Source organism: Polaromonas sp., from assembly GCF_030680935.1.
In the GTDB taxonomy this organism is placed as follows: domain Bacteria; phylum Pseudomonadota; class Gammaproteobacteria; order Burkholderiales; family Burkholderiaceae_C; genus Polaromonas.
In genome coordinates, this window is record NZ_JAUXUP010000040.1 from 1 (window position 1) to 21217 (window position 21217).

The 21217-nt window shown below is 62.8% G+C and carries 21 protein-coding genes; 13 read left to right on the forward strand and 8 right to left on the reverse strand.

Translation table 11 applies throughout. The features are described 5' to 3' along the window. Positions 1-1264, forward strand: a 1264-nt coding sequence (locus Q8L50_RS10535) for an amidohydrolase family protein (RefSeq protein WP_305348629.1), incomplete at its 5' end; no start/stop codon positions are given. A gap of 33 nt (positions 1265-1297) precedes the next feature. Here the strand turns inward: Q8L50_RS10535 and Q8L50_RS10540 are convergent. The 4 genes from Q8L50_RS10540 to Q8L50_RS10555 are packed head-to-tail and all read right to left on the reverse strand — an operon-like array spanning position 1298 to position 4149. Next, complete coding sequence (locus tag Q8L50_RS10540) at positions 1298-2629, reverse strand: ATP-binding protein (protein WP_305348630.1); 1332 nt, start codon at positions 2627-2629, stop codon at positions 1298-1300. Beyond that, on the reverse strand, positions 2626-3297 hold the full coding sequence (locus tag Q8L50_RS10545) for a response regulator transcription factor (RefSeq protein WP_305348631.1): 672 nt from the start codon (positions 3295-3297) through the stop codon (positions 2626-2628). Before Q8L50_RS10545 ends, Q8L50_RS10540 begins: the two co-directional genes overlap by 4 nt. Before the next feature lie 25 nt (positions 3298-3322). Then, positions 3323-3559: a PepSY domain-containing protein gene (locus Q8L50_RS10550; RefSeq protein ID WP_305348632.1), complete on the reverse strand. Its 237-nt coding sequence runs from the start codon at positions 3557-3559 to the stop codon at positions 3323-3325. Further along, positions 3556-4149 (reverse strand): glycine zipper 2TM domain-containing protein, encoded by a 594-nt coding sequence (locus tag Q8L50_RS10555; RefSeq protein ID WP_305348633.1) that lies wholly within the window; start codon positions 4147-4149, stop codon positions 3556-3558. The genes Q8L50_RS10550 and Q8L50_RS10555 overlap by 4 nt, the downstream gene beginning before the upstream one ends. Before the next feature lie 480 nt (positions 4150-4629). Here Q8L50_RS10555 and Q8L50_RS10560 point away from each other — a divergent pair, with 480 nt between their 5' ends. From Q8L50_RS10560 to Q8L50_RS10605, 10 genes are all read left to right on the forward strand, one after another. After that, complete coding sequence (locus tag Q8L50_RS10560; RefSeq protein ID WP_305348634.1) at positions 4630-5523, forward strand: AraC family transcriptional regulator; 894 nt, start codon at positions 4630-4632, stop codon at positions 5521-5523. A gap of 195 nt (positions 5524-5718) precedes the next feature. Then, complete coding sequence (locus tag Q8L50_RS10565) at positions 5719-6435, forward strand: Crp/Fnr family transcriptional regulator (protein ID WP_305348635.1); 717 nt, start codon at positions 5719-5721, stop codon at positions 6433-6435. A gap of 72 nt (positions 6436-6507) precedes the next feature. After that, positions 6508-7743 (forward strand): ABC transporter substrate-binding protein, encoded by a 1236-nt coding sequence (locus Q8L50_RS10570; protein ID WP_305348636.1) that lies wholly within the window; start codon positions 6508-6510, stop codon positions 7741-7743. Positions 7744-7779: 36 nt separating this feature from the next. Next, positions 7780-8142, forward strand: coding sequence for a hypothetical protein (locus tag Q8L50_RS10575; RefSeq protein ID WP_305348637.1), 363 nt, complete (start codon positions 7780-7782; stop codon positions 8140-8142). A gap of 180 nt (positions 8143-8322) precedes the next feature. Further along, on the forward strand, positions 8323-8916 hold the full coding sequence (locus tag Q8L50_RS10580) for a carboxymuconolactone decarboxylase family protein (protein WP_305348638.1): 594 nt from the start codon (positions 8323-8325) through the stop codon (positions 8914-8916). Positions 8917-8941: 25 nt separating this feature from the next. Next, positions 8942-9706, forward strand: coding sequence for a TSUP family transporter (locus Q8L50_RS10585; protein ID WP_305348639.1), 765 nt, complete (start codon positions 8942-8944; stop codon positions 9704-9706). Positions 9707-9727: 21 nt separating this feature from the next. Next, the gene (locus Q8L50_RS10590; protein WP_305348640.1) at positions 9728-10183 is read left to right on the forward strand and encodes an EVE domain-containing protein; all 456 of its coding nucleotides are present in this window, start codon (positions 9728-9730) and stop codon (positions 10181-10183) included. 214 nt (positions 10184-10397) lie between these two features. Beyond that, entirely contained in the window at positions 10398-11444 is a 1047-nt protein-coding gene (locus Q8L50_RS10595) for a L,D-transpeptidase family protein (protein WP_305348641.1), read from the forward strand. Then, positions 11441-12151 (forward strand): M23 family metallopeptidase, encoded by a 711-nt coding sequence (locus tag Q8L50_RS10600; RefSeq protein WP_305348642.1) that lies wholly within the window; start codon positions 11441-11443, stop codon positions 12149-12151. The genes Q8L50_RS10595 and Q8L50_RS10600 overlap by 4 nt, the downstream gene beginning before the upstream one ends. 241 nt (positions 12152-12392) lie before the next feature. Beyond that, a complete protein-coding gene (locus Q8L50_RS10605; RefSeq protein ID WP_305348643.1) occupies positions 12393-12788 on the forward strand; it encodes a VOC family protein in 396 nt (131 codons plus the stop codon). 26 nt (positions 12789-12814) lie between these two features. Here the strand turns inward: Q8L50_RS10605 and Q8L50_RS10610 are convergent, their stop codons facing one another. Next, the gene (locus tag Q8L50_RS10610) at positions 12815-13225 is read right to left on the reverse strand and encodes a DUF4440 domain-containing protein (protein ID WP_305348644.1); all 411 of its coding nucleotides are present in this window, start codon (positions 13223-13225) and stop codon (positions 12815-12817) included. 188 nt (positions 13226-13413) lie between these two features. Between Q8L50_RS10610 and Q8L50_RS10615 the strand changes: the two genes are divergently transcribed. Then, a complete protein-coding gene (locus tag Q8L50_RS10615) occupies positions 13414-14244 on the forward strand; it encodes a DUF2726 domain-containing protein (protein ID WP_305348645.1) in 831 nt (276 codons plus the stop codon). Positions 14245-14281: 37 nt separating this feature from the next. On the opposite strand, the gene Q8L50_RS10620 is transcribed toward Q8L50_RS10615, so the two are convergent. Beyond that, positions 14282-15193 (reverse strand): ketopantoate reductase family protein, encoded by a 912-nt coding sequence (locus tag Q8L50_RS10620; protein WP_305348646.1) that lies wholly within the window; start codon positions 15191-15193, stop codon positions 14282-14284. Positions 15194-15348: 155 nt separating this feature from the next. Between Q8L50_RS10620 and Q8L50_RS10625 the strand changes: the two genes are divergently transcribed. Next, positions 15349-15507 (forward strand): DUF3309 family protein, encoded by a 159-nt coding sequence (locus Q8L50_RS10625; RefSeq protein WP_305348647.1) that lies wholly within the window; start codon positions 15349-15351, stop codon positions 15505-15507. A gap of 189 nt (positions 15508-15696) precedes the next feature. Here Q8L50_RS10625 and hrpA read toward each other — a convergent pair whose 3' ends face one another. Both hrpA and Q8L50_RS10635 read right to left on the reverse strand, forming a co-directional pair. After that, positions 15697-19521: an ATP-dependent RNA helicase HrpA gene (gene hrpA / locus Q8L50_RS10630; protein ID WP_370869783.1), complete on the reverse strand. Its 3825-nt coding sequence runs from the start codon at positions 19519-19521 to the stop codon at positions 15697-15699. A gap of 281 nt (positions 19522-19802) precedes the next feature. Beyond that, positions 19803-21026 (reverse strand): GGDEF domain-containing protein, encoded by a 1224-nt coding sequence (locus Q8L50_RS10635; protein WP_305348649.1) that lies wholly within the window; start codon positions 21024-21026, stop codon positions 19803-19805. Positions 21027-21217: the final 191 nt, after the last annotated feature.

The following is a 21217-nucleotide window of genomic DNA, read 5'->3' on the forward strand; positions in this document are numbered from 1 at the left end:
CAACGCCAGCCTTCCCGAAGGCCGAACCGGCATGTCGATTGCCGTGTTGAACGGCAAGATCACCGAGGGTACACAAGGCCCCATTGCCGGCGCGCAGGCGGCGGAAACCGTGGACGCCGGCGGCTATCTGCTGAGCCCACACTTCGTGGATCCGCACTTCCACATGGACGCCACGCTGAGCTACGGCCTGCCGCGTGTCAATGAAAGCGGCACGCTGCTCGAAGGCATCGCAGTGTGGGGCGAACTGAAACCCACGCTTAAGGCCAATGCCATCATCGAACGCGCCCTCACCTATTGCGACTGGGCCGTGGCCAAAGGCCTGCTCGCCATCCGCACGCATGTGGACACCAGCGACGCCAGCCTGCTGGCAGTGGACGCGCTGCTGGAAGTCAAGAAACAGGTCGCCCCCTATATCGATTTGCAACTCGTCGCCTTCCCACAAGACGGCGTGTTGCGCAGCCAGGGCGGCGTCGAAAACCTCAAACGCGCGCTCGACAAAGGTGTGGACGTGGTCGGCGGCATTCCACATTTCGAACGCACCATGGCCGAAGGCGCCGCCAGCGTGAAGCTGCTGTGTGAGATCGCCGCCGAACGCGGCCTCCTGACCGACATGCACTGCGACGAATCCGACGACCCGCTGAGCCGCCACATCGAAACCCTGGCCTTCGAAACCCAGCTGCTCGGTCTGCAGGGCCGCGTCAACGGCAGTCACTGCACCTCCATGCACAGCATGGACAACTATTACGTGAGCAAGTTGATTCCGTTAATAGCCGAGTCTCAGGTAAGCGTCATCGCCAACCCGCTGATCAACATCACCTTGCAGGGCCGCCACGACAGCTACCCGAAACGCCGCGGCATGACCCGCGTGCCCGAACTGATGGCCGCCGGCGTCAACGTCGCCTTCGGCCACGACTGCGTGATGGACCCCTGGTACGGCATGGGCAGTGGCGACATGCTGGAAGTCGCGCACATGGGCCTGCATGTGGCGCAGATGACCAGCCAGAAAGGGATCCGGCAGTGTTTTGATGCGGTGACCGTCAATGCGGCGAAGGTGATGCACCTGCAGAACTACGGCATTCAACCCGGATGTGATGCGAGTCTTGTGCTGCTGCAAGCGCGGGATGTGGTGGAGGCCATCCGCTTGCGGGCGAACCGGTTGAAAGTGTGGAAGAAGGGGCAGTTGCTGGCGCAGACACCAGAGATGGTGGCGAGCTTGACCGTCCCCAACCGACCCACCCAAACCGCCTTCTTCAAGGCAAGTTAAAACTTGCGGCTTTCCCCTTGAAGCGCATGCGCCTCAGGGCACCGGCAACATGACGTCCACACGCCCGCCGCCCATGGCACCGCGCGTGAGTTTCAGCTCCCCCTGGTGGCTGGCCACCAGGTCACTGACCACTGCCAGCCCGACGCCATGCCCGGGCACGCGCTCGTCGCCCCGCACATGCAGGCGCAGCACCGACTCGGTATCGGTGAATCCTGGTCCATCGTCCTCAACGCAGATGCACAAGCGCCCGGCTTCGCGCCACACCCGCAAGCCTACCCGGCTGCGCGCCCACTTGGCCGCGTTGTCCAGCAGATTGCCCAGAATTTCGAACAGGTCGCCCTCGTCCATGCGCCAAGCCAAATCTGGCGGGCACTCGACGTTGAAGTCCAGGGCCTTTTCGGCATAAACCTTGGCGAGTGCATCGCGAATGCGCTCCACAACAGGCGCCAGCAGAAGCGGCGGCGCAAACCGCGCTGCGCCCCCGGCGATGGCGCGCCCCAGCTGATGCTGCACGATGTCGTCCATACGGCTCACCTGCTGGGCCACGGTAGCGGGCAGATGCGCCGGCGCGGCCAAAGCGCTGCGCAGCACAGCCAACGGCGTCTTCAGGCTGTGGGCCAGAAAGGTCAATGCATCGCGATGCCGGGTCTGGCGCACGCGCTCCTGCTGGATCAGCTTGTTCAGGTTGTCTGTCAGGCCGGAAATTTCGGCAGGGTAACGCCCCTCGATGCGCGATTGCTCGCCCTCTTCGATACGCCGTATCTCGCTGGCCACGCGCCGCAGCGGCGCCAGGCCCCAGCGCAACAGCCATAGCTGGGCCAGCAGCAGCAGCACGGCGGCGGCGCCCAGCCCGAGCCAGAGGGTGCGGGTGAAGACACCGACTTCGCGGTCAAAGGCGGCGCGATTTTCCAGTACCGTCAGCACCAGCGGCGCCTCTCGCGCAGAGGCCTTCCAGGTAACGGCATAACTGACCGACAGGAAGGACCCGCCGGCCCCGTCCAGCGTCTCGTTACGCCACTGACCAGCTTGCAGGCTGCGCCGGAACGGCAGCTGTTGGCCCAGGGCCGAGGCCGATTGCCACTGCTCCCCACGCAGCACGTTGTGGATACCGGCATACAGACCCGAACCTGGCAGCGACAGCCGTGGCTCGGCAAAGGCCTGTGGCATCACCAGCGCACCGCTGGCATCGAGTTCGGCCGCTGCCAGCAGCAGGTAAATGGTGCTCTGCAAGCGACCAAAATACGCCGCCCGAACGCTCTCGGCATTCGCACGCTGAGCCGCCAGCCCCGCACCCGTCAGAAAGGCCAGCAGCACCAGGGCGGCGCCCAGAAGCAGTCGGGTTCGGATGGAGTAAGCGAGCTTCATTCCAGTGCGAACCGGTAGCCCCGCCCGCGCACGGTTTCGATCAGGCCAACGCTGCCCGCCGGGTCGAGCTTGCGCCGCAGCCGGCCCACCAGCACCTCCAGCACGTTGCTGTCGCGGTCTTCGCCGTGCGGGTACAGGTAGTCCGAGAGCGCTTGTCGGGTGACAACAGCCGGGCGCTGGCGCACCAGGGTTTCGAGCAGACGGTATTCGTACGCCGTGAGCTCCAGTGCCGCACCATTGAGCCGTACCGCCTGCGCCGTCAAATCGATGCTCATGGGGCCGAGTGTCAGCACGTCAGAGGCGGTCTTGAGCGAGCGCCGCAGCAAGGCCTTCAGCCGCGCTGCCAGCTCCGGGTATTCGAAAGGTTTGACGAGGTAGTCGTCGGCACCGGCCTCCAGGCCGACCACCTTGTCTTGCCAGCTGCCGCGCGCGGTGAGGATCAGAATGGGCAGCACCTTGCCCTCCTGGCGCAGATGCTGCACGATGGTCAGCCCGTTCAGCTTGGGCAGCCCCAGGTCAACAATGATCAGATCCACCGGGTACTCGCGGGCCAGAAACAGGCCCTCTTCACCGTCTTTGGCCTGATCGACGCGATGCCCATCGGCCTCCAGCTGGCGGGCCAGGGTCAGCCGCAGCGCCGCATCGTCCTCAATGAGCAACAGGCGCATAGGTTAAGGCTGCCGCAGACCGGCCCTAACGGACCTGCCCGGTCGCGACGTCCACCTGGATCACGCGGACCTCACCAGCCGCCGTGACCACCTTGACGCGCCACACCGGCTGGCTCGAAGACTCGGACTTCTCGACGGACAGCACACGGCCGCCACTGGCGCGCTGGGCCACTGCGGCCGCGTCGTCGCGGCTCAGGTTGGCCCAGGCCAGGTTGGACGCCACCAGCAAGGTGGCGCAGAGCAGTTTGGCAAATACATTCATCGCTTGTAAGCGCCATGGTACTCGCGGTCATCGCGCCGGCCCTGGTAGTTGCGTCCATCCTGGTACTCGCGCTCCACCGGCGCAAATGAAACGCGTATCGGCAAGGTACGGCCCGGGTTCTCGCGGGTTACCGTGCTGTAGATCTGACCACGGTACTCGTACTCAACCTGATAGCCCGTGAGGCGGGATTGAACGTCATTCACAGTGCGGCAGTTCTGCACCTGGCGCTGCTGCGGCTGGGAGGCCTGCTGGTAGCCCCCACCAAAGTTGTTTTGATTCGCAAGATGCTCGCCAGCCAGCGCGCCGACCACGGCACCGACCGCTGTCGCCGCTTCACGGCCGCGGCCCTTGCCAACCTGGTTGCCCAGCAAGGCACCAGCCACACCACCAAGCGCCAGACCGCCGTAATTGCGCGAAGACACTGCGGGTTGCTGCTCGGTCACCCACTGGCTCGTGCACTCGTTGCGCGGAACAGGGACGTTTTCGTACTGTGGGGCGACGTTGCGCACGCGAGCCGTGTCGTTAAAAGTCTGGGCCTGGGCGCCCGCTGCCAGCAGCGTGGTCAGGCAAAGAATGGCAGAACGTTTCATGGAGAGCTCCTTGGTTGATGTGAGACAGAGCTTATGAAGGAAGGGGTGAACGAAAGCTGAACGAAATCGATAAAGATTCTTTACGTCGCCTGGCTCTGGCGCGGGCAGGATCTGCCTGCCGGAGCTGTTGGCCGCAGGCGTCAATGTCGCCTTCGGTCACGACTGCGTGATGGCTCCCTGGTAGGGCATGGGCGGCGGAGACACGCTGTTGAACATCCTTGTCCTTTGAGCTATGACTCAAAAATGCGTCATGAAGAAATCCATCCGTAGTCATGTCCCCCGCCCCCCCGTGTTTCGCTAACCAACCTGTGTCGAATGATGGATAGTTTTAGGCAGAGTCGGGCCGCTCGAAAGTTCGTGCCCTTCCTGAGCTGCTATGGGATGAATAGCGCTTCGCAATGGCAAGCGAGAAAAGGCTCGCAGGTACAGTTAGGTATCAACCGACAATCATTATTGCCCCCACCCATCTCCCATATTGCTGTGACCCAGACGATCCCCTCCGCACAATCCTTGACCCGGCAGTTGCTGGACAGCCCCTCGCGGCATGTGCAATTGGCGCTGGTCCATGTCCCCGGGCCTACACACGCGATCGAAGCGCAGCCCTATTTGCGCATCAGCTTCAACATCGGGCCCAGCTTTGAGATTGACGTGGAGGGGCCGCTGGGCCGCCAGAAAATGACCTGCCGGCGGCACAGCCTGATGATCATCCCGCCCGACCTGACCGTGACCCACCGCGCCGCCCTGCCGAAGCCTGCGGGCCGGGCCTACACCCCGGTGGAGCTGGCGACCTTTCGAATCTCGCGTGAACTGGTGGCTGAATGTGCCATGCACCTGGGCCTGTCTGACAAACACGCCCGTTTTGAACACGAGGTGGTGGTAAGCGACGAGGTGCTGCGCCCCCTGGCCACGGCTTTGCTGGCGCAGCTGCGCATGGGTTGCCCGGACGGCCCGCTGGCCGCCGAGCGTATCGCCGCTGCGCTGCTGTCATGCATTTTGTCGCGGCAAGCGCGCACCGGGCCAACCGCCACCGCCGATGCGCTGGCCCGGGTTTTGACCCATGTGGAGTCCAATCTGCACGTTGCGCTCAGCCTGGATGAACTAGCCGCCATTGCGGGCATGAGCCGGTTTCACTTTTGCCGGGTGTTCAGGGTCTGGCAGGGTGTCACCCCGCACCAGTTCATCGTGGCACGCAGAATAGAACTGGCCAAGCAGCTCCTCTGGGCCAGGCCGGCAGACGACAGCGCTGCGGCCAACGTGCTGGGGGTTGCGCTGGCTTGCGGGTTTGCATCAGCCAGCCACTTTTCATCGCAGTTCAAGCGCCATGTGGGCAAAACGCCCGTGCAATGGCAGCGCGCCCGGCCCGGCGCGGCCTAGAGGCCAACTGAAGGCCTGCTAGGGTTTGTACCGCCGCGCAGACCGCAACTTATCGCAAGTGGCGGGCATGTGCCGCACGTTTAGGACAGACAAGCAAGCGCATTCCGCCGACCATCCGTACAAGCCCTGAGCGTTGGTGTGCACCCCCGCACAGCACAAGCCGGGGCATTTTTTTGCACCGATACGGAACAGCTCTTGGACAAACCTTTTCTGGCTTTTGACGAACGCGCGGCCATCAACGCCGGCCGCTGGTTTGCATCACTCTCAGCCCCCTTGCGGCATGACATTTTGCGCAGCGCCTATGTGCGGCGCTTCAAGGACAGCGAGATCATTTGCGCGCGCGGCGACCCGGCTCGGGTCTGGGCGGCGGTTGCCCGCGGCGCGGTTCGTGTGGGTGGCAGCCCGGACGCCGGCAAGCCGGTCACGCTGACCTATGTAGAACCCGGCGCCTGGATAGGCGACATCGGCATCTTCGGCGGCGGCATCCGCACCCACGATGCCTATGCCCACGGCGACACCACCCTGCTGCAGGTGTCGCATGACGATCTGCTTCGCATCCTGGAGGTGCATGTCGAGCTGTACGGCGCCCTGTTGCGCCTGAACGCCGGGCGGCTGCGGCATATGTTCCGGCAGATCGAAGACCTCAACACCCTGCCCCTGCGCGCCAGGCTGGCCACCAAGCTCAAGAGCCTGATGCGCAGCTACGGCATGCCGCTGCGGCCTGACAGCGGCGAGATCCGCATTGGCCTGAGCCTGGCCCAGCAGGACCTGGCGGGTCTGCTCGGTGCCTCGCGGCAACGTGTGAACCGTGAACTCAAGCTGATGGAGCGTGAAGAAACGATACGCGTCAACCAGGGATCGCTGGTGGTGCGCTGCCCCGAGACCTTGTCTCGCATCGCCAGGCGGGCCTGACTGCCCGCTGATTTTCGGCGTCCATCCCCCTCGCCTGCCTTTTTAACCCCTGTCCTGTCTAAGGAGACTTTCATGAAAAAAACTTCGCTACTTGTTTGCTGTTTGCTGGCTACCACCGCATCGCTGGCCCAGCCGGCAGCACCGGGGGTGAGCCGCAATGAGATTGTCATCGGGACGATCCAGGACCTGTCCGGCCCTTTGGCTGGCTACGGCAAACACATCCGCAACGGCATGCAACAAGCCATCGATGAGGCAAACGAAATCGGCGGGGTGCATGGGCGGAAGATCAGGCTGCTCGTTGAAGACTCCGGCTATGACCCCAAAAAAGCGGTGCTCGCCGCGCAGAAGCTGGTGTCGCAGGATGCGGGGATTTTTGCGATGGTAGGGCACCTGGGAACAGCCCACAACCTGGCCGCCATGCCGGTGCAGTTTGAAAAGAATGTGGTCAACTTTTTTCCGGTCACGGCAGCGCGCGAGATGTATGAGCCCCTGCACCGGCTGAAGTACTCCAATGCCGCAACCTATTTCGATCAGATGAAAATCGGCACCGCGCGGCTGGTGAAAGACGGCAAGTACAAAAAGGTCTGCACCCTTTACCAGGATGACGACTTCGGCCTGGAGGTGATGCGCGGGGCCGAAGGCGGCCTCAAGACCCTGGGCATGCAGTTCACGGAAGTGACCTCGTACAAACGCGGGGCGACAGATTTTTCGTCCCAGGTCGCCAGAATGAAATCTGCCGGGTGTGAAATGGTGGTGCTGGGGACCATCATCCGCGAGACAGTGGGCACGATTGCGGAATCACGCAAGACCGGCTTTAACCCGGTGTTTCTGGGCTCCAGCGCTGTCTACACAGACTTGATTCCCAAGCTGGGCGGCAAGTTCATGGATGGCCTTTACGCCACCATGACGGCGCAGCATCCCTACATGGATGCTGCCGAACAGCCAGTGCGCTTCTGGGCGACCAAGTACCGCACCAGGTTCAACGAAGAACCCTCTGTGTTTTCTGTTTATGGCTATATTGCCGCTGATTCCTTCATCAAGGCCGCCTTCAAGAACGGACCCAACCTGAGCACGGACAGCTTCATCAAAACCATGGATTCGATGACCTTCAACCGCAACATGTTTGGCACGGCCGAGCAGACCTTCACATCCACCAAGCGGCAAGGCAATGCCTACTCCCGGTTGTCGCAGATACAGGACGGGCGCTGGAAGGTCACTTCCGATTACGTGGCTTTTGCCGGGCTCAAGCCGGTGATGCAAAAAGACGGCAAGTGGAAAGTCGAGTCCGAGTTTTTCAAGGCACAGTGATACCCCGCCGCCTCCCCCCCCCGGGGGGCGGCGGGCTTGATCCGACCTGCGCAGCGTGGTCGCTGGTACATTGACGTGATTCATTTGCAGCGCTCCATGAATCCCATCCATCTTCACAGAATCGCCACGGAATCCATGCGCTCTCGCGGCCCGTTGTCGGCCTTTTCTCCGGCGGCTCTGCATGAAGCCGAAGCAGCACGCCGAACAGCACCCGAACGCAACGGCGACACGCGCGACCTGGACCAGCTGAGCGTAGCCGAGCCGCTGGCCGTGGGCGCCGCGCGCCTGCTGGTGGCGCTGGCCGATGTCGATTGCGGGGTGCGGTCAGGCGGCGCGGCGGTCCACCTTACCTCTACTCAGGTTTCAGACTCAACGTGGCGCGCACAACGCTGCCGATGACAAGCTCAAGGAGTACGCGCGGGAACGCCCGCCGCATTTGCAAGACGCCGTTCAGCAGCGGTAATCAGTCGGTTACGGATCAACTGCAACGCCTGCCTGCGGCGATTGCTGTGTAGCTGCACAAGCTGCGCTCGAAGGCGGGCTACCATGACAAGCTTCCAGAACGACAAGGACTGACACGTGCCCCACCTTTCCCCCATCCCCCTAGCCGAAGTCAAAGAAGACGACATTCGCGAGCGCTTTGAGCACTACCAGAAAACCCGCGGCTTCACGCCCAACAGCATCATGACCATGGTGCGGCGGCCCAATATTGTGCGGGCCTTCATGGCGCTGAACCAGGCGGTGCTGTATGAAGGCACGGTACCCGAAGAGACCAAGATGCTGGTCAGCCTGGCCAGCAGTTATGCAGCGGGTTGCCTGTATTGCCAGTCGCACATGACCAACCTGTCCAGCATCTACAAGGCGTCGGACGCGAAAATTGCCGCGCTGTGGGACTTTGAGAAAAGCGAGCTGTTCAACCCGGCAGAACGCGCCGCCATCAGCCTGGCGCTCAAAGCCGGGGCCGTGCCCAACGAAGCGTCACAGGCGGACTTTGACGAATTGAAAAAGCACTACAACGACGAACAGATCGTCGAGATCGTGGCGTCGATTGCACTCTTTGGTTACCTCAACCGCTGGAACGACACCATGGCCACCTCGCTGGAGCCGCTGGCTGTCGAGGTGGCCGAGCGTGCCATTGGCGGCGTGGGCTGGCAAGTCGGCAAACACCGCTGAACGCCCTGTCGGTACACGCCACCTCATGACCGCCATCCAGATCGGCCTCTTTCTGCTCTGCGTGGCGCTGGCCACTTGCGCACAAAGCCTGACCGGTTTTGCGTTTGCGCTGATCCTGCTGGGCCTGGCCGGCTTGCTGGAGCTGGCGCCGCTGGCCGACCTGGCCAATGTGGCAACCGTACTGGGCCTGGTCAATGCGCTGGTGGCCTTGCGTGGCGCGGGCCGTGCGCTGGACGTGCCAGCGTTTCGCGACATCACGCTGGGCGGCGTGGCCGGCATCCTGCTTGGGGTGGTGCTGCTGGGCTGGCTCAGCGTCAACGTGACGCTGGTGCTGCGTGTGTTGCTGGGTCTGACGGTGATCGCCTGCGCCGGGGTGGTGCAGATGCAGACTTCGGCACTGCGTGAGCGCTCGTCGCCGGGCAGCTTCCGGCTCTGGGGCGCCGTCTCGGGCCTGCTGACCGGGCTGTTCGCTACTGGCGGGCCACCGCTGGTTTATCACTTCTACCGCCAGCCGATGCCGCTGAAAACCGTGCGTGACACCCTGGTGGCCACATTGGCCGCCAGCGCCCTGCTGCGGCTGGCGATGGTGCTGCCGACGGGCCAGTTCAGCGCCAATGCGCTCAAGCTGAGCCTTCTGGCTATGCCCCTGGTGTTCGGCCTGAGCTGGTGGCTGGAGAGGCACCCGCCCGGCTGGTCCCGCAGGGCGGTGCTCAGGCTGGTGTGTGCGCTGCTGGGGCTGACGGGCATGGGTCTGATTGTTCCAGCTTTGCTGCACATCATCAGAGCCTGACGCCTGAATAAAATCACCGGTATGAACTACTGGCTCATGAAATCCGAACCCGAGGAATGCTCGGTGGACGACGCGCTGGCCGCAAAAAATGCCACCGTGCCCTGGGTTGGCGTGCGCAACTACCAGGCTCGCAACTTCATGCGTGACGGCATGCAGATCGGCGACGGTGTGCTGTTTTACCACTCAAGTTGTGCAGAACCGGGCATCGTCGGTCTGGCGCGGGTGGCCTCTACCGCCTACCCCGACCCGACGCAGTTTGACCCCCAGTCGCCTTATTACGATGCCAAATCAAAACCTGAAGAGCCGCGCTGGGTGTTAGTCGATGTGCAGGTGCTTGAAAAAATCCCCAATATCACCCTGCCCGCGCTGCGCGCCCGGCCGGAGCTGGCCGACATGCTGGTGCTCAAGAAGGGCAACCGCCTGTCTATCACACAGGTAGAGGCACGCCACTGGCAGGCGATTATCAAGGTCAAATAGGGCTGTAGCCCTTGCGCCGTTTGCGCAAGCAGCTATTTATTTAATAGCGACTCAGCACTTGCACCTCTCGGGTAAAGAGCCAGAAGCCCGATCCGACCCACCACCCCATGTGACCATACAGACAGCCTGCGACTGACCTGCAGCATGCGCGGCTTCCTACAGCCTGCGGGCCGCTTTGCGGCAACACTGGCGCAACAATTTCTGAAGGACTTTCATGCCTGCATTGCTGCCACACCCGCGTTCGCCTTTTTCCCTTCGCCTTCTGGCTGTCAGCCTGTGCTGCACGGCGCTGACCCTTGCCAGCGGCACCGCTGTTGCACAGACGGCCAAGGCCGGTACCAAAGCCTCGGCTAGCGCCGGTTTCGATATGGACGCCTTCAACAACGCCAGCGACAGCCCGCTGCTCAAAAGCGGCAGCAAGGGCGCAGCTGTGGCGCGCGCGCAGATCCTGATGGACCGCGCCTGGTTTTCCTGCGGCGAGATTGACGGGCGTTTTGCCGCCAACATGCAGCGCATGGTCAAGGCCTACCAGACTGCGCGTGGCCTGACGGTGACGGGCACGGTCACAGCCGAAACGTGGAAGTCGCTGCGTGAAGACAGTGCGCCGCTGCTGGCAACTTACACCGTGACCGACAAGGACACCGCCGGTCCTTTCGAGAAAACACCTGCCGACATGGGCGAGCGGGCCAAAATGAAAGCGCTGGTCTACGAGTCGGTGGACGAGGCGCTGGCCGAAAAATTTCACACCAGCATCGCCTGGCTGAAGCAGCTCAACGGCGGCCGCAAGATCGAAGCGGGCAAAGACATCGTCGTGCCCAATGTGACCAGCGTTGCCGCGCCGGCCAAGGCGGCCTCTATCCAGATCGATAAATCCGAACGCGTACTGTATGTGCTGGACGCCGAGAAGCGCCCGGTCGCAGGTTTTCCGATCAGCATAGGCAATGAGAAAGACGACCCCTTGCCGGTCGGCATGTTGGCCATCAAAAACGAGGTCAAAAACCCCAGCTTCACCTATGACCCCAAGCTGCTCAAATCCGCGCCCAAAGATGCGCCAAAGGTCGACATCGCGCCCGGTCCGAACAACCCGGTGGGCAGCATCTGGCTGGGCCTGACCAAACCGCACTGGGGCATTCACGGTACCTCCAATCCGTCCAACGTCGGTCACTCTGAAACCAACGGCTGCATCCACCTGACCAACTGGGATGCCGAGCGCCTGTCCACCCTGGCCAAGGCTGGCTTCAAGGTTGACGTCAAGCTGTGAAACCAGCCGGTACTCATCGGCCCTGGCGCTCGGCCCTGACCTGGACTGCCGTGCTGGCGGTCGTAGCGGGTGCAGTCATCGGCACCTGGTTCCGGCCTGCGGCCACCACCCAAACGTCAGCGGTCACCAGCAGCCCACAGCAGGTTGAAGCCTTGCCGCCGGTCCGGACCGCTGCAGCTTCACCGGCGCCCGAGCCTGCGCCCAACACCGATGCGACGCCCGGCACGCCGGCTGCACCGCCCGATGCATCCGCCCTGTCACACCTGCGCACGCGCGACCTGACGCTGCCGGTCACCGGCGTGGGCCCAGCGCAACTGAGCGACACCTACACCCAGGCGCGCGCAGCCGGCGCACCGCACGAAGCGCTGGACATCATGGCGCCGCGCGGCACACCGGTGCTGGCGGTCGAAGACGGCCGGGTGGCCAGGCTGTTCCTGAGCAAGCCGGGCGGTATCACGCTGTACCAGTTTGACCCGAGTGGCGAATACGCCTACTACTATGCGCACCTGGACGGTTATGCCGACGGCATCACAGAAGGCGCCAGCGTGCGCAAGGGTCAAGTGATAGCTTATGTGGGCAGCACCGGTAACGCGTCGCCCGACGCCCCGCACCTGCACTTTGCAATTTTCAAACTGGGGGCCGAGCGCCAGTGGTGGCGTGGAACGCCCATCAACCCTTTCCTGATCTGGCGCGACGCGAAGCCCTGAACGTGACTACCGCCCTTGCGGGCCGGCCTGCGCTTCCAGCGCCATCTTTCAAGCCAAAAAGGCCTCCAGCCCATATCTGACAAGCGCGGGCAGCTATTTATTCAATAGCAGATCACCAGGCGTCTCAGTCGCAGCCGCAGTCGAATGCGATGTATGCATGCCAGGCAGCGGCGGTATTAGACTGAACACCCCGCCATCCCGTCAGTCGCAGCGCCCGATTTTTTTTCAACCAGGAGCCGCCGTGTTTTCACATGTTTTTCTGGGCGTCAACAACTTTGAGCGCGCACTGGCTTTTTACAGCGCAATTATGGACACGCTGGGTATCCAGCAGCGCTTTTGCGAGCCAGGCAGGCCCTGGGCCGGCTGGCACAGCGCCGGTGCCACGCGCCCGCTTCTTGTCATTGCAGCGCCGCACAACGGCATGCCGCACGAGGCGGGCAACGGGCAAATGATCGCCCTGCTGGCCGACAGCCGGGCCGCCGTGCGTCGGGCCCATGAAACCGCGTTGCGCCATGGCGGCAGCGACGAAGGTGCGCCGGGCTTGCGGCCGCACTACCACCCCCATTACTACGGCGCCTATTTTCGCGACCCTGAGGGCAACAAGCTCTGCGTCGCCTGCCATGAGCCGGAGAACTGAGCCGCAACGCCATGCACCCCGATCCGTCAGCTCGGCGGGCCTGACGCAGGTACAAATGACGAGTGGTGATCCACGATCAACCAGTCGCTGCCCACCCGGCAATAAGTGAAGCTGAAGCGCGCAGGAAGTGCGCGTTTGACCCCATCCACCCGGGTGTGCAGGGTGTAGCTGCCAGTGTTGATGGCCATGCCCGCATACACCCGGATCCGATGCGCGCCCAGGCTGATGGTGGGCGGCGACGCCGCCAGGCAATGGCCTTCGAAATACTGGTGCAGCCCTTCTTCCGTGGTGATGAGCGCTTGCGCCGTAGTCCCCCACAACACTGCGTCGGGGTGGTACTGGGCGCAGGTCTTGGCGAGATCCCCCGCATTGAAGGCGTCCACCCAAGCCCGGGTCGCGGCCCTGACGCCTGCTTCATCTGTCTTCTGGCTGTGCATGGGATTCCTCAGAAGTGACCAAAAATTGAGATGCCGAGCTGGCGGTGGGCCGCCAGTGCGTTGCGTGGCCGGCCAAAGGTAACGCTTCACTGAAAAAAGAATGACTTTCAGCCCGTTTAGTGACATATTGTTACACTCTGTAAATTGCACGGCAGAATGCGGGAAAAAGACAAAAAAGGGAGTCTGCGATGCTGTACTGGTTAAGCCTCTTGCTGTGCCTCCTGGCGGGCGTTGCAGCGCATTCTGCATACGCCCGGCAGAAGCAAAAACGGGCACGGCGCCTGCCGCGGCATTTGCCACTGGAAACGCGTTACCTCGTTAACCAGGACGAGCTGGGTGTCTGGCAATGGCTGCAAAGCGCATTTCATAACCATCAGGTGCTGGTGAAGGTATCGGTGATTCGGTTCACCACACCGCGCACCGCCGGTCGCAGCGAGCAGTGGCACGAAATTCTCAATGGCGTCTACCCCACTTTCACGATCTGCGATGAGTATGGCCGCGTTGTCGGTTGCGTGGACGTGCAGGGTTCCCGACCCATCAGCCAGAGCCAACGGGAACTGAAGCAGAACTTGTTTGAAGATTGCGGCATTGCCTATGCTGTGGTGCGGGCGGGCAGCCTGCCCACGGCCCAGGCGATGCGCGCCGCTTTCCTGCACGAAAGCGACCAGGCTTTCCTGCACGAAAGCCCGCCGGGCCGACGCAGCGACACGGCGCCACCTGCCTTCGAGTATCAGCCCACGGTGCCCGATGTGATGCCAAGCGAGCCGCACGCGCATACCATGTTGAACGACATCCGCGAGACCGACCTGCTGGCCATTGCAGAGGCCAAGCGCAGCCTGAGGGCCAAGCTGGAGCACAACCGCCGCAGCCGGTTTGTCAACTTCGACCCGCTCAGCAAAACCAGCAGCGGTGTGCCAGCGCCGGAGCCTGAGGATCATGGCGATGACCTGGGCGCCGAATGGCAGAACTCTTTCATCATGCCTTTCGAGGAGAGCGCTGCGGCACCGCTGAAAAAGTAGCGGCTTTTCGCACCATTCCGCGCCCATTCCGGCCTTGTCAGCCCTGCCTGGACTCCAACAGCTTCACCAGCGCCCACAACACACGGTTGGCCGGTGTCGCAATACCCAGCGCCTCGCCGCGCCTGACGATCAGGCCATTGAGATGGTCGATCTCTGTGGCTTTGCCGCGCGCCAGGTCCTGTGCGGTGGATGAAAACTGGCTGGGCATGCTGCCGGCAAGCTGATTCACTGCTGTATGAACATCACCGGCCACCTGCACCCCTTCGGCTTGCGCCACGGCCAGGCATTCGGCCACCACATCGCGCATCAGTTCACGCACGCCCTCGCCGGCCACAGTTTTGCCGTAGGGCAAATGGGTGATGGCAGAGACGGCGTTGTAAGCGCAGTTCAGGATGAGCTTGGCCCAGAGCGCGCCCGTCACGTTGGGCGAAACTTCGGTGGGCACACCAGCGGCCATAAAAGCCTGCGCCACCGCATCGCTGTGCCTGGACGGCTCAATCACCAGATCGCCCCGGCCATGGTGCCTGACGTGGCCAGGGCCGGCCATCTCGGTCGCCACGTAGACCACGGCGGCGGCCACCGAATGCTGCGGCAACACGCTGCGCAAGCGCTGGCTGTTGTCCACGCCGTTTTGCAGGCATAACACCAGCACATCGGGTTGCAGGTAGGGCCGCATCAAGGCTCCGGCTGATTCGGTGTCCAGCGACTTCACACAAAAAAGCACCAGGTGAGCGCCCTGCACCGCGGCTGCCTCCGTGCTGGCGGCAAGCTTGACCCGTTCGTCGAAATGCATGGTTTGCAGGCGCAGGCCGCCGGCTGTGATGGGAGCCACATGCGCTGGCCGGGCAATCAGTGTCACCTCGTGACCATGCCGCGCCAGCATGCCACCGAAGTAACAACCGACGGCGCCCGCGCCCATGACGGCGACTTTGAGGGGAGAAGAATGCATGCCCGGATTCTAGAAGTTCGAAGCCTTCGCCGCCTGGCGCGGCCTATACCGCTGGCAACTGTAGGTGCTTCCTGACGGTGGGTCAGCGCGACTTCCTGCTTGAGGGCCCCGGCACTGCAGCCACACTGCATGCACATACCAACAAGGAGTTACCCATGTCGATTTCACTGATTCTGCTCATCGTCCTCATCCTGATCCTCGTCGGCGCACTGCCCACCTGGGGACACAGCCGCGCATGGGGTTACGGTCCCAGCGGTGGCGTTGGCCTGATTGTCATCATCCTCATCGTGCTGCTGCTGATGGGTCGCATCTAGGTCCCCAGCCATCGCAAAAAAAGGACTCAGCCGCAGGGCCTGAGTCCTTTTTTCTTGGGCGGACGCAAGCCGCGTGGTGCAGACTTCATTCCTTTTCCACATCATTCGTGAACGCGAAGGCGAAGCGACGACAGTACAGACGTACGGCTAGCGAAGCCGACAAAGTGCACGGATGATTTGGAAATGGAATCAAGTGTTGATCTGCGCCCAGGCCTTATCAAGGCGCTTGATGCTGACCGGCTGCGGCGTGCGCAGCTCCTGCGCAAAAAAACTCACCCGCAATTCTTCAATCAGCCAACGCAACTCTTGCAGGCGCGCGTCAAGCGCGCCCTTGCGTTCTGCCACCAGGCGCCAGTAGCGTTGCTCCTGCGGGCGCAGCTCGGCCAGCCGCGCGGCATCGCGCGCCGGATCGGCACGCCACTTTTCCAGCCGCAAGGTGATGGCCTTGAGGTAACGCGGAAAGTGCTGCAGCTGGGTGTAAGGCGTCAATGTCAAAAAGCGTTTTGGCACCAGGCGCTGCAATTGCTGGGCAGCGTCCAGCGCCGCCTCTGCGGCGTTTTTGCTGTCCTTGATCTTGCGCTGGGCCGCCGCAAATTCGATCAGGATGGCGGCGGCCAGGCGCGCCACTTCGCTGGCGATCAGGGTCAGGCGGCCGCGCCCGTCGTCGATGCGCTTTTTGAAACCGGCTTCGTCGGTCGGCAAAGGTTCGAGCAGAAAAGCCCGGTCCAGCGCGACCTCGATGATCTGCTCGCGCAGCTCTTCCAGCGTGCCGCCGCCCGAGTTGTCGGCGGCGCGGCCGACCAGCATGTAGGCGGTCGCCATTTTTTGCAGATCCGGCAGGTTTTTTTCGAGGTATTTGAGCGCATCCTTGATCTGCAAAGAAAACAGCCTACGCAAGCCGGCGCGGTGTTTGGCGGCGGCAACATCGGGCTCGTCAAACACCTCGATGGTCACTGCATCGCCCAGATCAATCAGGGCCGGAAAACCAATCAGCGTCTGTTTTCCTTTGCTGATCTCCATCAGTTCGGGCAGCTCGCCAAAGCTCCAGCTGGTGTAACGCTCGGGCGTGCGGGCTGGCAAGACCTTCTGGTTTGCTATGTTTTCAGGAGCTGCTTGCGCACGTCCTGCCTGGGCTGGAGGCCGATTTGATGCCGAATCCTGTGCCGCTTCGGGCGCACGGCGTGTTTTCAGCCCGGCCAGCGCCTGGAAAGCGCCCCGCGCCTGCGAGCCCAGTTCGCCCTTGAGTGCACCGAGGTTGCGGCCCGTGCCGAGTTGGCGGCCATGTTCATCCACCACGCGGAAGTTCATGAACAAATGCGGCGGCAACATGTCGAGCTTCATGTCGTTGCGCTTGATGTCCAGCGAGGTCGCATCGCGCACCAGCTTGAGCACCGCGTCCGTCAGTGATCCGGCGCCAAACTTTTCCGGCTGCAGCAAGTCCGCCGCCATACGCGCGGCGGTATCGGGCAACGGCACCAGACGCGATCGCGGCCTCTGGTGCAGGGTTTTGATCAGCGCCTGGATCTTGTCCTTGAGCATGCCGGGCACCAGCCATTCGCAACGCTCTTCACTGACCTGGTTCAGCGCAAACAGCGGCAGGTCCACCGTCAGGCCGTCTTTCGCATCGCCCGGCTCGTGCAGATAGGTGACCAGGCAATCAACACCGCCCAGACGCAGCGTTTTGGGAAAGGATTGAGTGGTGATGCCGGCGGCTTTATGGCGCATCAGCTCTTCACGGCTGAGCAGCAGCAGCGTGGGCTGCTTTTTGACCTCGTCCTTGTACCAGCGCTCGCAGCTTGCGCCGGTGCAGATGTCAGCCGGCAATTGCTGGTCGTAAAAAGCATAGATCAGCTCTTCATCGACCAGCACGTCCTGGCGCCTGGCCTTGTGCTCCAGGTCCTGCACCTGCTCGATCAGCTTGAGGTTGGCCGCCAGAAAAGCCAGCTTGGTGTCCCAGTTGCCGGCCACCAGCGCTTCACGGATAAAAATCTCGCGTGCCGTCACCGGATCGACGCGACCAAAGTTGACGCGCCTGCCGTTGTAGATCACCAGGCCGTACAGCGTGGCGCGCTCCAGCGCAGTCACCTGGGCAGCCTTCTTTTCCCAGTGCGGATCGAGCAACTGCTTTTTCAGCAGATGGCCGGCCACCTGTTCGACCCACTGCGGCTCGATGTGGGCAATGCCGCGCCCAAACAGGCGCGTGGTTTCCACCAGCTCGGCCACCACAATCCAGCGGCCCGGCTTTTTGCTCAGGCGCGCGCCGGGGTGGCGGTAAAACTTGATGCCGCGCGCGCCCAGGTACCAGTCGTCCTCGTCGCTCTTGATGCCGAGGTTGCCAAGCAGGCCGCACAACATCGACAAATGCAGTTGTTCATAACTGGCGGGTTTGTCATTCAGCACCCACTTCTGCTCGCCCACCACGCTGTGCAATTGCGAATGGATGTCGCGCCACTCGCGCACGCGCCGGATGTTGATGTAGTTCTCTCTCAAGAGGTTTTCGTACTGGCGGTTCGACAACTTGTGGTCTTCGCCGTGGCCACCGCGCACATCGCCCAGCCACTTCCAGAGCTTGAGGTAACCGGTGAACTCGCTTTTTTCGTCATCAAACTTGGCATGTTGCTGGCCCGCCTGCGCCTGCTTGTCCATGGGCCGGTCGCGCACGTCCTGCACACTGAGTGCGCTGGCAATCACCAGTACCTCGTCGAGCGCCTGCCTGTCCCTGGCCTCCAGGATCATGCGGCCCACACGCGGGTCCAGCGGCAGCTTGGCCAGACTGCGGCCCACGGGCGTCAGTTCGTTGTCATCGTCCACCGCGCCCAGTTCGGCCAGCAACTGGTAACCGTCGGCAATCGCCCTGCCCTGCGGCGGCTCGATGAAGGCGAAGCTTTCTATGGTGCCCAGGTGCAGCGCCTTCATGCGCAAAATCACCGCCGCCAGTGAGCTGCGCAAAATTTCCGGGTCGGTGAAACGTTGCCGGCCCACAAAGTCCTGCTCATCGTAGAGGCGAATACAAATGCCGTCCGCCACGCGGCCGCAGCGGCCGGCGCGCTGGTTGGCGGCGGCCTGCGAGATCGGCTCGACCATCAGCTGCTCGACCTTGTTGCGAAAGCTGTAGCGCTTGACCCGTGCCGTGCCCGCATCAATCACATAACGTATGCCGGGCACCGTCAGCGAGGTTTCGGCCACATTGGTGGCCAGCACAATGCGCCGCCCGGTGTGGCCGTCAAATATGCGGTCCTGCTCGGCTTGACTCAGGCGCGCAAACAGCGGCAGCACCTCGGCATTGCGAAACAGCGGCTGGTGCGCCAGGTGTTTGCGCAGGTGGTCAGCCGCCTCACGGATTTCGCGCTCGCCGGGCAGAAAGATCAGGATGTCGCCCGCACTGTGCGGGTTGCGCCAGAGCTCGTCCACGCCGTCGGCAATCGCGTCATTCAGGTCGTAATCGCGCGACTCCTCGTAGGGCCGGTAACGCTGCTCCACAGGAAACATCCGACCGGACACCAGAATCACGGGTGCCGGCCCCTTGCTGGAGGCGAAATAGTCCGCAAAACGCTGCGCATCAATCGTCGCCGAGGTGATGACCACTTTCAGGTCCGGCCGCCGCGGCAGCAACTGGCGCAAATAGCCGAGCAAAAAGTCAATGTTCAGGCTGCGTTCATGCGCCTCGTCAATGATGATGGTGTCGTAGGCATTGAGCAGCGGGTCGGTCTGGGTCTCGGCCAGCAAAATGCCGTCGGTCATGAGCTTGACCGAGGCATCGCGGCTCAGGCGGTCCTGAAAACGCACCTTGTAGCCCACCACCTCGCCCAGCGGTGTCTTCAGTTCTTCGGCAATGCGTTTGGCGACACTGGAGGCGGCAATCCGGCGCGGCTGGGTGTGGCCTATCAGTTTGGCGTGTTGCCCCGCCGGGTAGTTGAGCTTGCCCCGGCCCATGGCCAGCGCAATTTTGGGCAACTGTGTGGTTTTGCCGGAGCCGGTTTCACCGCAGACGATGACTACCTGGTGCGCCAGCATGGCGGCGGTGATTTCCTCACGCTTGCCGGAAACGGGCAGCGATTCGGGAAACTCGATACGCAGGGATTGTGGCAAGGCAGGCGTCGGCAAGGGATGGGATTTCAAAGCCTTGCATTATCGGCGAGGGCCGCAGGACGCCAGCTTGAAGGGGACAGGCTCAGAGGCTGTGAAGATTTCGTAGCGAGCGGGCCGAGGTGGTTTCGAGGAGCGGAGCCGTACAAGCGTACGGTGAGCACCGCAGGGGCCAGATCGGTCCGCGCAGTAGAAAGACTCACAGCCTCTCAGGCCACCTCCAGCGCTGGCAACTCCACCGCCTCGCCGCTGGCCTGGTCAAACCAGGCGACCCGGCTGGCGTAGGTCATGGCGGTGCGCGACATGGCCTTGGCCTTCGCCAGCACGGTCGATGCCCGGGCTGCGGGGTCGGACACCAGCAACACCCCAATGCCGATATCCGCCTGCCAGCGGGTTTGCTCGCTTTCGCGGCGGCTCGCGTCCAGGCTGGTGTTGAGCGCCACCGATTTGGACAAACGTGCCGCCACCCGATGCGCCAGCCGAATCAACTGGCCGCTGTCCCTGCAATGGCGCAGCACCAGCAAAAAACCATCCGCAGACAAGCGGCCCGGCTCAACATGCGCCGACAACGCACGCCGCAGGCGGCCGGCACAGACAAACAGCGCGTGGTTGACCGCCGCCATGCCGTGCAGACGTTCCAGTGCATAAAGGTTGCCTATGGTCACCACCAGCACGCCCACCCCGGTGCCGGGCAGGCGGTCCTGCCTGAAAATGTCGCCCAGCATCTGTCCGGTTTCCGTCAGCGAGCGCATGCGCGTCACAGGGTCGTAACTCGGCCCCAGTGCCATCACCTGGTGCAGCTCGATCAGGTAGGCGTAACGCGCCCAGAGCGCCACTGACATGGCCACCACATAGGCCGTACCGGCCAGCGCGCTGACCGCATGCACCTGCCAGGGCACCTGTCCCCTGGCCAGAGCAATCCAGCCCAGCCCGGCAATCGCCACCAGCATGAAGAACACACCAGCCACTGCAATCCAGGCCAGTCGTTCACGACGGTATACGCTGCGCAACGCTGCCCCCAGCGCCACCGTACCCAGCAAACAGGCCATGCCAAGACCCAGCGCCAGCGACTGGTTGGCGGGCAACTGCCAGCCGATGGCGACACCCCCCACCACCATCAGGGCCAGTGCCATTTGAATGCTGCGCCGTGTCCTGCTGCGCCTAAGCGCACCCACGATGGAAAAAAGCAGATAGGCCATGAAGGCCGACACCAGCATGGCCACATGCGCCAGCACGCGTGCTTGCGCTGCTTCGTCGTCAATCGGCAAGCCACCCAGAAACGCGACCACAAAAAAACTGGAGGCCATGGCCGACAAGGCGGCATTGAGCGAGATGCGGCGCAGGGAACGGGTAAAAGCCAGCGCCGCGCCAGCCAGCATCAGGGCCGTGATGCCAAAAAAGCAGCCCCAAAAGCCAAACGCCAGTTTGTCCATAGATTCGCGCATTATCCGGCGTAAGCCGAAGCGGTGTCGGGCCCCATTTTTGCCAGCTCAAAAGGACGCGACGATGGCGCCAACCTGCCGCCATCGTCCCTTACACTCTCTGCCATTGCCCGGAAAGGCCGCGTATGGCCAGGCTTTTCCGCCCTGTCGGTTGACCTGCCCCGAACCCGAAAGCGCGCCCC